Genomic DNA, 12718 nt, shown 5'->3' with positions numbered 1-12718 from the left:
TGAGCGCGGCCGGGTGTCAGGCGAACGCGTTCACGCCCGTCAGCTCCGCCGAGAGGTCCCAGAGCCGAGCGGCCTGGTCCGGGTCGATCGCCCAGGCCTTGACGCCGTTCGTCTCGCCCTCCACGGCGGGCTCGGCGATGTCGCAGTCCTCCAGGTAGACCCCGCCCATGCCCGCCAGCTGCGGGGAGGTGGCCGCCCAGGTCTGGGTGGCCGCACCCTGCGGGGGCGTCTTGAAGCCCTGCGGGTTGAGGAAGTTGCCCTGCTCGTCGATCCAGCCGCGCTCGATCATCTCCTCGCGGGGGATGTGCCGCTGGAGCGGGGTCATGATGCCGCCGGGGTGCAGGGCGAAGGCGCGCACGCCGGAGCCCTGGCCGAGCCGGTCGAGGTGCACCGCGAACAGCACGTTCGCGGTCTTGGCCTGGCCGTAGGCCTGCCACTTGTCGTAGTCGTGCTGCCACTGGACGTCGTCCCAGCGCATACCGGAGAAGTGGTGCGCGCGCGAGGAGACCGAGACGACTCGGGCGCCGCCCGGCTCAAGGGCGGGCCAGAGCCGGTTGACGAGGGCGAAGTGCCCGAGGTGGTTGGTGGCGAACTGGGCCTCCCAGCCGGGCCCCACCCGGGTCTCGGGGCAGGCCATGATCCCGGCGCTGTCGATCATGAAGTCGAGGGTGCGGCCGGAGGCCAGGAACCGTTCGGCGAAGCCGCGCACGCTGTCCAGGTCACCGAGGTCCAGCTCGTCCACCTCGACCCGGTCCAGGCCGGCCAGCGCATCCCGGGCGGCCTCGGCGCGCCGTGCGGGGACGACGACATGGGCGCCGGCCTTGGTCAGCGCCTTCGTGGTCTCCAGGCCGAGCCCGGAGTAGCCACCGGTGACGATCGCGAGCCGGCCGGCGAGGTCGAGGCCCGCAAGGACGTCGTCGGCCGTGCTGTCCGCGCCGAATCCGGAACCGATCTTGTGCTGAGGAGTCGTAGTGCTCATGACTTGAACGCTACGAATTGGAGTGCTCTCGAAGTCAAGCCGAGGCCGCGGAGCCCGAGAAAGGCCCCCGAACAGTGGAAAGCCCCGGCCGCGACGGGGGATTCGCGGCCGGGGCGGTCGGGTGGTGGGCACGGATGGCGGTCGCCTCGCGGCGAAAGGCTCCACAGGGCTTCAGCCGAACGATCTTCCCTGTGGGCAAATGGTGAGGCCCGGGGACACTGTCCCATCCGCACCCACGGCTGGTTCAACGGGCAACAACCTCCCGGTGTTCCGAGCCCATAAGTGATCCGCGTCACCTCGAGGCGGCCACGCGCGCGGGGATCCGTCCCTCCCCGGTCCAGGTCAGCAGCTCCTCCGCCGACCAGGTGGTCACCACCCGTTCGGCAGGCACCCCGCACTCCTCGGCCCGGGCGCAGCCGAGGATCTGCCAGTCCAGCTGGCCGGGCGCGTGGGCGTCGGTGTCGATCGAGAACAGCACACCCGCCTCGACGGCCCGGCGCAGCAGCCGCCGGGGCGGGTCCAGACGCTCCGGGCGGCTGTTGATCTCCACGGCCGTACCGGACTCGGCACACGCGGCGAACACCTCGTCCGCGTCGAACTCGGACTCCGGCCGCCCCCGGCCCGTGACCAGACGGCCGGTGCAGTGGCCCAGGATGTCCGCGTGTGGATCGCGCACGGCTCGCACCATGCGCCGGGTCATCGAGCGGGCGTCCATCCGCAGCTTGGAGTGGACCGAGACGACGACAACGTCCAGCCGCTCCAGCAGCTCCGGCTCCTGGTCCAGCGAGCCGTCCTCGAGGATGTCGCACTCGATGCCGGTGAGCAGGCGGAACGGCGCCCAGGAGGCGTTGAGCGCCGCCAGCACCGCCAGCTGTTCGCGCAGCCGCTCCGGGGACAGTCCGCGGGCCACCGTGAGCCGGGGCGAGTGGTCCGTGAGCGCCGCCCACTCGTGGCCGAGCGCGGACGCGGTGCGGCCCATCTCCTCGATCGGGCTGCCGCCGTCGGACCAGTCCGAGTGCAGATGGCAGTCCCCGCGCAGCAGCGCCCGCAGCCGGGACCCGGGACCCGTCGGAGGCTCACCCGCCTCCTTCTCGAGCTTGCGCAAATATCCGGGCAAATCTCCGGCCAGCGACTCCCGGACCACCTGGGCCGTCTTCGGGCCCACGCCCCGCAGCGATTCGAGGGTGCCCGCCCGGGCCCGCTCGGCGACCTCGTCGGCGGGCAGGGCGGCCAGGACCCGTGCGGCGGTGCGGAAGGCACGGACCCGGTAGGACGGTGCCAGAGCGCGTTCCAGCAGGAAGGCGATCCGTTCCAGCGCCTCGACGGGTTCCATGGCCACCTCCACCGTCAGGGTGACTCAGGCAAGTCACTTCCGCCCGGGGAGATCTACCCTCGATTGCATGACCGAGATAGCGAGCCCGTTCATCTCCCAGCCGCGGATCCTGGTGCTCGGGGTCATGACCGGCAGGCCGGGCACCCCGCCCTTCCGTATCGTGGAGATCGACGGTCAGGTGGTCGGTGAGGCGAGGGGCATCATCGATGTGCTGGAGGTCGCCGCGGCCTACGGGATCACGGTCCACGACCTCGACGACCCGTCCGTGGTCTGCTGGGTGGGCGGGGACAAGTTCACCTGGGTGCCCCGCCGCTAGGGCCTGTCCGACATTCCTGTCGGGTGCGTGCTCTCGGCGTTGCCGGGCGTAGGCCCTCGTACTGGACGTACTTGGGTCTGCGCCCGGTGCGGCGAGTGGGGTTCCCCCCGGCCGGAGGCTGGGGGAGCGTGCATGGCGTCGCGAGGCAGACGGAAATTGTCAGACAGGCCCTGGCCCTGCCTGCTCTCAGCCGACGGTCCACTTCTGGTTGGCGCCGCCCGAGCAGGTCCAGATCTGCAGTCGGGTGCCGTTGGCCGAGTTGTTGCCGGTCACGTCCAGGCACTTGTTGGCCTGTGGATTCACGATGTCGTTCGCCGACGAGACGGCCCACTTCTGGGCTGCGGAGCCGTTGCAGTCGTAGAGCTGAACCGTCGTGCCGTCGGCTGTGCCGCCGCTGGTGACGTCCAGGCACTTGCCCAGCGCACGGATCGTGCCGTCGCTGCCGACCGTCCACTGCTGGGCGGCGCTGCCGTTGCAGTCGTAGAGCTGGACGGGGGTGCCGTTGGCGGAGTTCGCCCCGGCCACGTCCACGCACTTGCCCGCCAGGCCCTTGATCGCGACGCCGGCCGCGGTGTCGCTCGTCGTCACCGACACCGAGTCCACGACCAGCTGCGCCGGGAACGCCGTGGAGCTGTCGGGGTCGCCCGGCCAGTAGCCGCCGACGGCCAGGTTCAGGATCAGGAAGAACGGCTTGTTGAACGCCCAGGTGTTGCCGCCCACGTCGGCGGGCGTGCGCGTCTGGTAGACGTTCCCGTCGACCGACCACTTGATCGAGTTGGGTGCCCAGTCGACCGCGAAGGTGTGGAAACCGTCCGCGAAGGCCTGGCCGTTCGGCAACGTGTAGCCGGCGCCTATCCCGGCCGAGCCGGAGTAGCCGGGGCCGTGGATGGTGCCGTGTATGGTCGAGGGCTCGAAACCGACGTTCTCCATCACGTCGATCTCACCGGAGTTCGGCCAGCCGACCTGTCCGATGTCGTTGCCGAGCATCCAGAACGCGGGCCACATGCCCTGCCCGCGCGGGATCTTCATCCGGGCCTCGACATGCCCGTACTGGGCGCTGAACTTCCCGGACGTGTTCATCCGGGCCGAGGTGTACTGACAGGTGCCGTACCAGCACTGGTAGTTGGCGGGGTTCTCCTTCTTGGCCGTGATGACCAGGTGACCCTGGCCGTCGAGGGCCGCGTTGTTGGTGCCCGAGGTGTAGTACTCCCGTTCGTGGTTGTTGACGTTGTCGCCGGTCTCCAGCGTCCACTTCGAGGAGTTGACCGGCGAACCGGCGGCACCGTCGAAGGTGTCGGAGAAGGTCACGGCGGCCGCTCCGGCGCCGGCGGCCTCGGCCCGGTGTGCGGGACCGACCGCGACGGATCCGGCCAGGGCGGCGGACAGGGCGGCGAAGAGGCATCTGCGGAGCATGCGTGGGGAGGCCACGGCTCTTCCTTCCGTACGGCGGCCGGGCGCGGGGAGGCGTCCGCCGGGGTGGGGGGTGAAGGCGTCGCCCTTGATTTAAGAGGTGAGATAAGTGGGGCGTCAATCCCTTGGTACGGACCAGTACCGGACGATCACAGCCGGCCGGTCCGAGGACCGGCCGGCTGGTCAGGCCTTGCGCTTGCGTGCGTGCACCGCCCGGCCGAGCCGCCGGCCCAGCAGCAGCCAACCGACCAGCGCCCCCGAGGTGTTGAGGATGACGTCGTCCACGTCGAAGGCCCGGCCGGTGACCAACGCGCCCTGCGCCATCTCCACCAGCAGCATGACGATCGCGGTGAGCGCCAGTACCTTCAGGATGCCCCGCGCACCGGGCGCGAGGACCGGCACGAGGATGCCGAAGGGGAGGCCGAGCAGGACATTCCCGCCGATCTGCTTGACCGCGTCCCGGAACGCGGGCTGGTCGAGATAGATCTTGATGGTGGCGCCGGGGTGCAGATTGGTGTGGGCGATCGACACGGACGCCGGGGACGGATCGAGGGTAAGCCGGGCCAGGACCACGGCGAACGCCACCATCACGGCGAAGGCGCAGGTCATGGCCAGCAGCCGCAGCGGGAGGGGAAGCGGCCGACGCTCGACACCGGCCTTGGCGGAGGAGCCCCCCTTGCCGCCGGTGCCGCTCTTCTTGCCGCTGCCGGCCGCCTTGGTGGTGGCACCCTTCTTCGTGCCGGCGTCCGGCTTGGCGGTGCGGACCTTGACGACGCGTGCGGCCCGGGTGAAGACCCCGGCCTTTCTGTCGGGCCCCCCGTCCTCCTTCGTCCCCTCGTTCTTGTCGCTCTTGGCGATCCGCAGACGCGAGGCGGCGCTGACCATTGGTCCTCCACTCATCAACCTTCCGGGGCGCTAAGCCAGATACCCGCGAATCGTCCGGGGATGCCGAAGTCCCGGCGTGGCCGGAGTGCGCCGGTGGTTTCCGCTCGCGCTCCCTGGGCACTCCTGGTCCGTTCCGCGTGCCGCCGCCGAGGGCGGTGGCCGCGGTGCTTGGATGCACAAGCGGCGAAGAAGCGACGAAACGGACATCGTGCCGCGAGGTGACCGGAGGAGGCGGCGTATGACCAGGCGAACGGCGCTCGTCGCCGCGGCCGAACTGCTGACCTGGTGGGCCGGACTCGCCCTGCTCTGGCTGGTGTTCATCAGCACCGTCGACACCCTGGAGCGGATCGTCGGCGCGAGCGTGGCGGCCGTCGGCGCCCTCGTGGCCCGCGCCGGCCGACGGGCGGTGACCTGGCGGTGAACGGCTGGATCCTGGCCGCGACCGTGCTGCTGTGCGGGGGAGCGGGCACCGCCCTCTGGGCGGTCGCCACCGGCCCGCTCAGCCGCCGGGTGGTCGCCCAGAACCTCGCCACATCGGCGGTCTGCCCCAGCCTGCTGCTGCTCGCCCAGGGATACGGCCGTACGTCCTACGTCGATCTCGCACTGCTGCTGGCGCTCCTGGGCCCGGTCGGCACCCTGGTCTTCGCCCGGCTGCTCGCGGACGACCTGGCGGCCGAGCGGCCCAGCGCGTGGGGTCTGACCTGGACGGCGGCCGGGGTCGGCGCGGTGGTCGTGCTCGTGCTGTGCGCGGTGACCGGACCGGGGCGGGCGATGGTGAAACTGCTGGTGATCGGGGCGCTGCTGATCGGCGGGAACGTGGTGGCCTCACGGGCGCTGTCCGGCGGGTTCCGGGGGGTGCGCGGTGGCTGACGCGGTGATCGTCGTCGCACTGCTGCTGACAGCCGCCTCGGCGACCGCGGCCGTGGCGACCCGTGACCCGGCCCGCCAGGCCCTGGTCCTGTCCCTGCTCGGCTTGCTCCTCGGCGCCCTCTTCACCGTGCTCCAGGCCCCCGACGTCGGCCTCTCCCAGCTCGCCGTCGGCTCCGCGCTGACCCCGCTGCTGATCATGCTGTCGGTCCGCAAGGTGAAGCGGCGCGGCAAGGAGGGCGACAGGTGACCCGGCGCCTGCGCATGTGTCTGCTGGCCCTCGGCGGCGCGGGGCTCGCCGCACTGCTGGTGGCCGCCTGCCTCGACCTGCCGTCCTTCGGCGGCCGCAGCCACCCCTACGGCGAACGCGCCGTCCGGGCCTCCCTGGCCCGGCACACGGCCAACGTCATCGCCTCCGTCAACTTCGACCAGCGCGCCTACGACACCCTCGGCGAGATGAGCATCCTCTTCGCCGCCGTCCTCGGCTGTGTGGTCCTGCTGCGCCAGAGCCGTGACGAGCACCGGGGCCGCCCGCGGCCCGCCGAAGTCGCCGTGCCCGTCCGCCGGTACGCCCTGCTGGTGCTTCCCGTCGCCCTGGTCACGGGCCTGTACGTCATCGCGCACGGCCAGCTCAGCCCCGGCGGCGGCTTCCAGGGCGGGGTCGTCGCCGCGACCGCCCTGCACCTGCTCTACCTCGGCGCCGACTACCGGGCCCTGGAACGCGTCCGCCCGATCGGCGTCTTCGAAGTCACCGACTCCCTCGCCGCCTGCGCCTACCTGGTCCTGGGCCTCTCCGGGTTGCTGGCCGGCACCGCGTTCCTCGCCAACACACTGCTGCCGTACGGCACGTTCAACACGCTGTCCTCCGGCGGTCTGGTCCCCCTGCTGAACGCGGCCATCGGCATGGAGGTGGCGGGCGCGGTCGTCGTGCTGCTCGCCTGCTTCCTCGACCAGGCCGTCGAGATCGAGGAGGAGAAAGGGAGTTGAGCCGCCGGTGATGCACGTCTTCCCCTATCTGGTCGCCGTCTGGATCTTCCTGACGGGCTGTTACGGCCTCGCCACCAGCCGCAACCTGATCCACGCCGTCGGCTGTCTGGCCGTCGTCCAGTCGTCGACGTATGTCCTGCTGCTCGCGGTCGGCTACCGCGACGGCGGCACCGCACCGGTCTTCTCCGACCTCACGCCCGGGACCCGGCCGCTAGTCGACCCGGTGGTGCAGGCCCTCGCCCTGACCGACGTGGTCGTCGGCGCGACCGTCACCGCGCTGCTGCTCGCGCTGGTCCTGCAGATCGCCAAGCGGCACGGCACGGTCGACCCGGACGAACTGACGGAGCTGCGCGGCTGATGCACCACCTGCTGCCGCTGATCGTGGCCGTCCCGCTGCTCGGTGCCACCCTGCTGGTGGCCGGCGGCCGCCGGCTGCACCGCGTCCTCGCCGAGGCCTTCGCCTGCGCGGTGTGCGCGGGCACCTGCGCCCTCGCGCTGATCCTGCTGCTCAACTCCTCGCCCCCACTGGTCGAGTGGGCCGGCGGCTGGCGGCCGGTCGGCGGGGAGAGCGTAGGGATCGTACTGGTCGGGGACGGTCCCGCCCTCGGCATGGCCGCCCTCGCCTCGCTGCTGACCCTGGCCGCACTGGTCTATTCCTGGCGCTACTTCGCGGAGCCGCCGCACCGGCACGCGGGCTCCTACCCGGCGCTGATGCTGGTCCTCCAGGCCGGCATGTGCGGCTTCGCCGTCGCGGGCGACCTGTTCAACGCGTTCGTCTTCTTCGAACTGATGAGCGTCGTCGCCTACGCGCTGACCGGCTACCGTATCGACGAGGCGAAGGCGGTGCAGGGGGCGCTGACCTTCGGCGTGGTCAACTCCCTCGGCGCGTACGCCATGCTGATGGGCGTCGGCCTGCTGTACGCCCGCACCGGCGAACTGGGCATGGCGAAGATCGGCCACGGCCTGGACGCGCACGGCCGCACCGACGCGCTGGTCCTGGCCGCCTTCGTCCTGGTGCTCACCGCACTGCTGGTCAAGGCGGCCGCCGTGCCCTTCCACTTCTGGCTCCCGGACGCCCACGCCGTCGCCCCCACCCCGGTGTGCATGCTGCTCTCCGGAGTCATGGTCGAGCTCGGCGCGTACGGTGTGTGGCGGGTGTACGGCACGGTCTTCGCCGGACCCGGCGGCATCCCGGCCGCCGACCTGGAGCGGGCGCTGGTCGTCCTCGGTGTGCTCACGGCCGTGCTGGGCGCGTTCATGTGCTGGCACCAGCGGCACATCAAGCGGCTGCTCGCCAACTCCACCATCGCCCACACCGGACTGTTCCTCGTCGGCCTTGGCGTCCTCACCCCGCAGGGAGACGCCGGAATCGCCCTGTACCTGCTCGGGCACGCCGGGGTGAAGGCCGCCCTGTTCGCCTGCGCGGGGATCCTCCTGGACCGTTACGGCAACGTCGACGAACGCGCGCTGCACGGCCGGGCCCGGGAACTGCGCACGGTCGGCGTCCTGTTCACCCTCGGGGGGCTGGCCCTCGCGGGGCTGCCGCCGTTCGGCACCGCGCTCGGCAAGTCGGTCGCCGAGGAGGCGGTGGGCGCTCCGCTGACCGTGCTGTACGTCGTCGTGTCGGCGGTGACGGCGGGGGCGGTGCTGCGGGTCGCCGCCCGGGTCTTCGTGGGCCTCGGGGAGAGGCCGCCGAGGGGCGAGGCGTACGAGACCACCGGGGCCGATGAGGAGCCCGAGACCGAGGGCCGGCTCGGGCGGATCCCGGGCACGATGATCGCCGTCCCCGCCGTGCTGCTGGCCGGCGCCCTCGCCGTGGGCCTCGCCCCCGGCTTTCCGGAGGTGCTCGTCCATGCCGTCGACAGGGGCAGGACCCCGGTCGCCGTCCACTGGACGATGACCGGGGTCCTGCTGGGCTGCCTCTCCAGCCTCCTGGCCGTCGGCCTGGCCGCCCTCGCGGTCGCCCGGCCCGGCCTGCTGGTGGTCCGGGGCGGGGCGCTGCCGCTGCGCAGCCTGCAGTCCGGGCATGTCGGGGACTACGTGGCCTGGCTGCTGGTCGGCGCAGCCGCGCTCGGGGCGCTGGCTCTGCCCGCTGTGCTGGGCGGCTGATCACACGGTCTTGATCACACGGACTGATCAGACCGTGCCGTAGGTCACATGCACCTCCGTGAACCCCAGGGAGTGCAGCAGGCCCTCCAGCATGTCGGTGGTGTTGGTCTCGGCCCGCTTGGTCAGACCGCTGGTCTTGGCTGCGTCGGAGATGTGTTTGACGGCCAGTTTCTGCACCGCCTGCTCGCTGTTGGGGTTGTCCGAGAACAGGTCGCCGAGCCGGTCCAGCAGTCCGCGCTGCTTGGAGACGGCGTAGGAGTGGTCGGCGTCCAGGGCGGCCTTGCCGAGTTGCGCGTGCGGCAGCCGGATGGTGGCCTCGGTGCGGTCGCTGTTGACCGTCACGTCCTTCTCGGCGATCTTGCCGAGGTCGACATAGGAATCCACGGTGCCCGCCCCGACGTACAGGGTGCGGGTGCCACGGATCGCGCTCGGCAGGTACTTGGAGTCCTTCTCCAGGTCCACGACGACCTGGAAGTTGCCGGAGGCGGCGTCGTAACGGCTCATGTCCTGGATGGACTTGAGCAGCGCTGGGCCCGTGTTGTCACGGGTTTCCGTCCCGAACAGGTCCTTGATGCCCGGTAGTACCGCCAGCTTGATCCCGGCGAACAGCACCACGAGCACCAGCACGAACGCGGTGAGCAGCTTCGCCCAACCGGGCATGCGCCGGGGCCGGGCCTTGACGGGAGCCTCCTTCGTGGAGGTCTCCTTGCTCTCCTTGGTGGAACTCGCCATGTGACGGTCCTCCTTTCCCACGGGACGAATGCCCGCCGAAAGCCTTGCCAGACCGTGTTGTTGGCCAATTGAGACAGCTGACGCAGTACTGGTACACGCTTTGGCGCGGAGTGACCTCTCGTCGGCGTACCAGGAGCCCCGGACGACCGTGTGGAGTAGCCCGACGGGCTGGTGACCCAGAAGGTCCGGGCCATCAGCGGCTGCGCGGCACGGTGCAGCCGACGGCCACCTGCGAGCCGTCGCCCCGTCGGCGGCCCTGGGCCGGGGCCCGACCACATCGACCGCGAACGCATCCACAGCGACGGCCTGCTCCCGTGAAGACCTGGTCTGCGGGCCGGCGGTCGGACACCAGACCACGATGTCCGCGCTCGGCCACATCGCCGTTGAGCGGCCCGAGCCGAGCCGGTCGTACGACCGGACGTCCTACCGTTCCTGGCCGGCTAGACCCGCTCGGCCAGCTCCGCGATCCGGCGCGCCGACACCGAGCCCGGATCCGCTGTCACGAGGACGACCTCCTGGTCGTCCTCCGGCACCAGCAGGACGTCGCAGTTCAGCCGCAGCCGCCCCAGTTCCGGATGGTCGAGGACCTTGCTGCGATGGCCCGGGGCATGCACCGGGTGGGTCGCCCAGATCCGCCGGAACTCCTCGCTCCCCGCGCGCAACTCGTCCAGTAGAGCGGCGAGTTGCCCGTCGTGCGGATACCGCTCGGCGGCACGCCGCAGCCGGGCCACCACGATGTGACCGAATTCCCCGGCCGTGGAACTCGCGTACATCCGTCCCTCGCTCAGGAAGCGCCGCCGCGCCAGGTTGGTCGTGCCGTCTCCCAGGTCTCCCCCGAACAGCAGCTGCGCGAGGGGGTTCCAGGCCACCAGGCCGTAGGACGCGTCGGTGACGATCGCCGCGGTGTCGGGCAGCCGCTCCAGCATCCCGGCCACGTGCGGGCGCACCCGCCGGACCGCCGTGGGGGCGGGCGGGAGTGCGGCCGAGCCGGCCAGCCGGAAGAGATGGCTGCGCTCCGCGGGGGCCAGCCGCAGCGCCCCGGCCAGGGCGTCCAGGACGCGCGGGGAGGGGCGGGGGCCGTGGGCCTGCTCCAGCCGGGTGTAGTAGTCGACGGACATATGGGCCAGCTCCGCGACCTCCTCGCGCCGCAGGCCGGGCGTACGGCGCGGGACGGTGCCCGGCGCGAGCCCCACCGTCTGCGGGCGCAGGCCCGCCCGGCGCTCCCGCAGGAAGCGGGCCAGTTCCTGCCTCGCCATACCGCCGCCTCCCCGGTCCGCCTGGTACAGGTGGTCCCTGGCAGGACGGACGCGGCCGGGGAACCGTGGCTGTCATGAACGATCGCACAGCACTCGTCACCGGTGCCAACAAGGGCATCGGCTTCCATGTCGCCCGGCTTCTCGTCGCGGAGGGCTTCAGCGTCCACGTGGGTTCCCGGGACATCGAGCACGGCGAGCGTGCCGTGGCGCGGATCGGCGGTGACGCGCGGCTCCTGGTCCTCGACGTCACCGACCCCGGCAGCATCGAACGCGCCGCCGCCCGCGTCGACCGCCTGGACGTCCTGGTCAACAACGCGGGCGTCCAGCCGGTGACCGGCCCGCCCACCGAAACCGGCGTCGAGGACCTCCGGCGGACGTACGAGACGAACGTCTTCGGCGTCGTCGCGGTCACCAACGCCTTCCTGCCCGCCCTGCGCCGCTCTGCCCACCCGCGCATCGTGAACGTCTCCAGCGGCACCGCGTCCCTCACCTGGAGTACGCACCCCAATCCGCAGTTCGCCCACGGCAGCCCCCGGTCCGCCGCCTACCGTTCCTCGAAGACCGCACTCAACGCGCTGGCCGTGTTCTACGCCCAGGAGCTGGCCGAGGACGGCATCAAGGTGAACGCCCTCGCCCCGGGGCGGCGGGCCACCGACCTGGTCCCCGGGATGGCCGACCGGGGCGGCGATCCGGCCGAGGGCGCACGAGGGGTCGTACGCCTCGCACTGCTGCCCGACGACGGTCCCACCGGCGGGTTCCACTCCTGGGACGGCACACCCGTGCCCTGGTGAGAGCGCCATGGTCCGTAGCATGAACGCGTAGCCCGTATTGATCATGCGAGGAGCGGATCGTGCGAGACATCGCAGTCTTCAGCGGCAGCGCCCATCCCGAGCTGGCCGAGGAGGTCTGCGCGCACCTCGGGGTGCCGCTCAGCCCGACGCGGGTCAGCCGGTTCGCCAACGACTGTCTGGAGGTACAGCTCCAGGCGAACTGCCGGGAGCGGGACGTCTTCCTGATCCAGCCCCTGGTCCGGCCGGTGCAGGAGCACCTGGTTGAGCTGCTGCTGATGTGCGACGCTGCCCGCGGCGCCTCCGCGGGCCGGATCACCGTCGTCATGCCGCACTACTCCTACGCCCGCTCCGACAAGAAGGACGCCCCGCGCATCTCGCTCGGCGGCCGCCTCGTCGCCGACCTGCTGGTGGCCGCCGGCGCCGGCCGGGTCCTCGCCATGACCCTGCACGCCCCGCAGGTGCACGGATTCTTCTCGGTGCCGGTCGACCATCTGCACGCACTGCGGGAGCTGGCCGCGCACTTCCGGCGGTACGACCTGACGCGTACCACCGTCGTCTCGCCCGACCTCGGCAACGCCAAGGAGGCCGCCGCCTTCGCCCGGCTGATCGGCGCCCAGGTGGCGGCCGGCGCCAAGCAGCGGTTCGCCGACGACCGGGTGGTCATCAGCTCCGTCATCGGCGATGTGGCCGACCGGGACGTCATCGTGCTCGACGACGAGATCGCCAAGGGCAGCACGGTGATCGAACTGCTGGAGCGACTACGGGAGTTGGGGCCGCCGCGGTCCATCCGGGTGGCGTGCACCCACGGACTGTTCGCGGCCGGTGCGCTCAAGCGGCTGAGCGAGCAGCCCGACGTGCTGGAGATCGTGTGCACCAACACCGTTCCGGTACCCGTCGAGGAGTACACCGACAAGCTGCGGATCCTGTCCATCGCCCCGGCGCTCGCCGAGGCCGTACGCCGTATTCACAACGGTGAGTCCGTGAGCGCCCTGTTCGACGAGCCGCGCAACCTCTAGACAGGAGGGAGCATCAGGTCCGGATCGGTGACTGAGC

The 12718-nt window shown here is 71.4% G+C and carries 15 protein-coding genes; 9 read left to right on the top strand and 6 right to left on the bottom strand.

Annotated features, from left to right (window positions below; translation table 11 throughout):
* Window positions 1-16 precede the first annotated feature (16 nt).
* Complete coding sequence (locus ACZ7OO_RS05955) at window positions 17-979, bottom strand: SDR family NAD(P)-dependent oxidoreductase (RefSeq protein WP_471501893.1); 963 nt, start codon at window positions 977-979, stop codon at window positions 17-19.
* Window positions 980-1271: 292 nt separating this feature from the next.
* Entirely contained in the window at window positions 1272-2312 is a 1041-nt protein-coding gene (locus tag ACZ7OO_RS05950; protein WP_471501891.1) for a PHP domain-containing protein, read from the bottom strand.
* A gap of 67 nt (window positions 2313-2379) precedes the next feature.
* Here ACZ7OO_RS05950 and ACZ7OO_RS05945 point away from each other — a divergent pair, with 67 nt between their 5' ends.
* Window positions 2380-2628: a hypothetical protein gene (locus ACZ7OO_RS05945; protein ID WP_471501890.1), complete on the top strand. Its 249-nt coding sequence runs from the start codon at window positions 2380-2382 to the stop codon at window positions 2626-2628.
* Between the two features lie 186 nt (window positions 2629-2814).
* Here the strand turns inward: ACZ7OO_RS05945 and ACZ7OO_RS05940 are convergent, their stop codons facing one another.
* Window positions 2815-4056, bottom strand: coding sequence for a ricin-type beta-trefoil lectin domain protein (locus ACZ7OO_RS05940; RefSeq protein ID WP_471501889.1), 1242 nt, complete (start codon window positions 4054-4056; stop codon window positions 2815-2817).
* A gap of 165 nt (window positions 4057-4221) precedes the next feature.
* Window positions 4222-4923 (bottom strand): VanZ family protein, encoded by a 702-nt coding sequence (locus tag ACZ7OO_RS05935; RefSeq protein ID WP_471501887.1) that lies wholly within the window; start codon window positions 4921-4923, stop codon window positions 4222-4224.
* 238 nt (window positions 4924-5161) lie between these two features.
* On the opposite strand from ACZ7OO_RS05935, the gene ACZ7OO_RS05930 reads away from it, so the two are divergent.
* The 6 genes from ACZ7OO_RS05930 to ACZ7OO_RS05905 are packed head-to-tail and all read left to right on the top strand — an operon-like array spanning window position 5162 to window position 8886.
* Window positions 5162-5344 carry a hypothetical protein gene (locus tag ACZ7OO_RS05930; protein ID WP_471501885.1) on the top strand — a complete coding sequence of 61 codons (183 nt, stop codon included), beginning with the start codon at window positions 5162-5164 and terminating at the stop codon, window positions 5342-5344.
* The gene (locus tag ACZ7OO_RS05925) at window positions 5341-5793 is read left to right on the top strand and encodes an MrpF/PhaF family protein (protein WP_471501883.1); all 453 of its coding nucleotides are present in this window, start codon (window positions 5341-5343) and stop codon (window positions 5791-5793) included. The genes ACZ7OO_RS05930 and ACZ7OO_RS05925 overlap by 4 nt, the downstream gene beginning before the upstream one ends.
* Window positions 5786-6040 (top strand): Na(+)/H(+) antiporter subunit B, encoded by a 255-nt coding sequence (locus ACZ7OO_RS05920; RefSeq protein ID WP_352219193.1) that lies wholly within the window; start codon window positions 5786-5788, stop codon window positions 6038-6040. Before ACZ7OO_RS05925 ends, ACZ7OO_RS05920 begins: the two co-directional genes overlap by 8 nt.
* Window positions 6037-6777: a hydrogen gas-evolving membrane-bound hydrogenase subunit E gene (gene mbhE / locus ACZ7OO_RS05915; protein WP_471501881.1), complete on the top strand. Its 741-nt coding sequence runs from the start codon at window positions 6037-6039 to the stop codon at window positions 6775-6777. Before ACZ7OO_RS05920 ends, mbhE begins: the two co-directional genes overlap by 4 nt.
* Before the next feature lie 10 nt (window positions 6778-6787).
* A complete protein-coding gene (locus tag ACZ7OO_RS05910) occupies window positions 6788-7135 on the top strand; it encodes a sodium:proton antiporter (RefSeq protein WP_352219227.1) in 348 nt (115 codons plus the stop codon).
* A complete protein-coding gene (locus ACZ7OO_RS05905) occupies window positions 7135-8886 on the top strand; it encodes a complex I subunit 5 family protein (RefSeq protein WP_471501879.1) in 1752 nt (583 codons plus the stop codon). Before ACZ7OO_RS05910 ends, ACZ7OO_RS05905 begins: the two co-directional genes overlap by 1 nt.
* Before the next feature lie 27 nt (window positions 8887-8913).
* Here the strand turns inward: ACZ7OO_RS05905 and ACZ7OO_RS05900 are convergent, their stop codons facing one another.
* Both ACZ7OO_RS05900 and ACZ7OO_RS05895 read right to left on the bottom strand, forming a co-directional pair.
* Window positions 8914-9546, bottom strand: a complete 633-nt coding sequence (locus ACZ7OO_RS05900; protein ID WP_471502348.1) for a DUF4230 domain-containing protein — start codon at window positions 9544-9546, stop codon at window positions 8914-8916.
* 512 nt (window positions 9547-10058) lie between these two features.
* On the bottom strand, window positions 10059-10874 hold the full coding sequence (locus ACZ7OO_RS05895; RefSeq protein ID WP_471501877.1) for a helix-turn-helix transcriptional regulator: 816 nt from the start codon (window positions 10872-10874) through the stop codon (window positions 10059-10061).
* A gap of 74 nt (window positions 10875-10948) precedes the next feature.
* Here ACZ7OO_RS05895 and ACZ7OO_RS05890 point away from each other — a divergent pair, with 74 nt between their 5' ends.
* Window positions 10949-11665, top strand: coding sequence for an SDR family oxidoreductase (locus tag ACZ7OO_RS05890; RefSeq protein WP_471501875.1), 717 nt, complete (start codon window positions 10949-10951; stop codon window positions 11663-11665).
* Window positions 11666-11724: 59 nt separating this feature from the next.
* Window positions 11725-12681: a ribose-phosphate diphosphokinase gene (locus tag ACZ7OO_RS05885; RefSeq protein WP_471501873.1), complete on the top strand. Its 957-nt coding sequence runs from the start codon at window positions 11725-11727 to the stop codon at window positions 12679-12681.
* Window positions 12682-12718 lie beyond the last annotated feature (37 nt).

The sequence above is a fragment of the Streptomyces sp. NPDC111744 genome (genome assembly GCF_055634995.1).
Note: the sequence above shows the minus strand (reverse complement) of the source record. Positions and strands in the feature narration are given on the sequence as shown.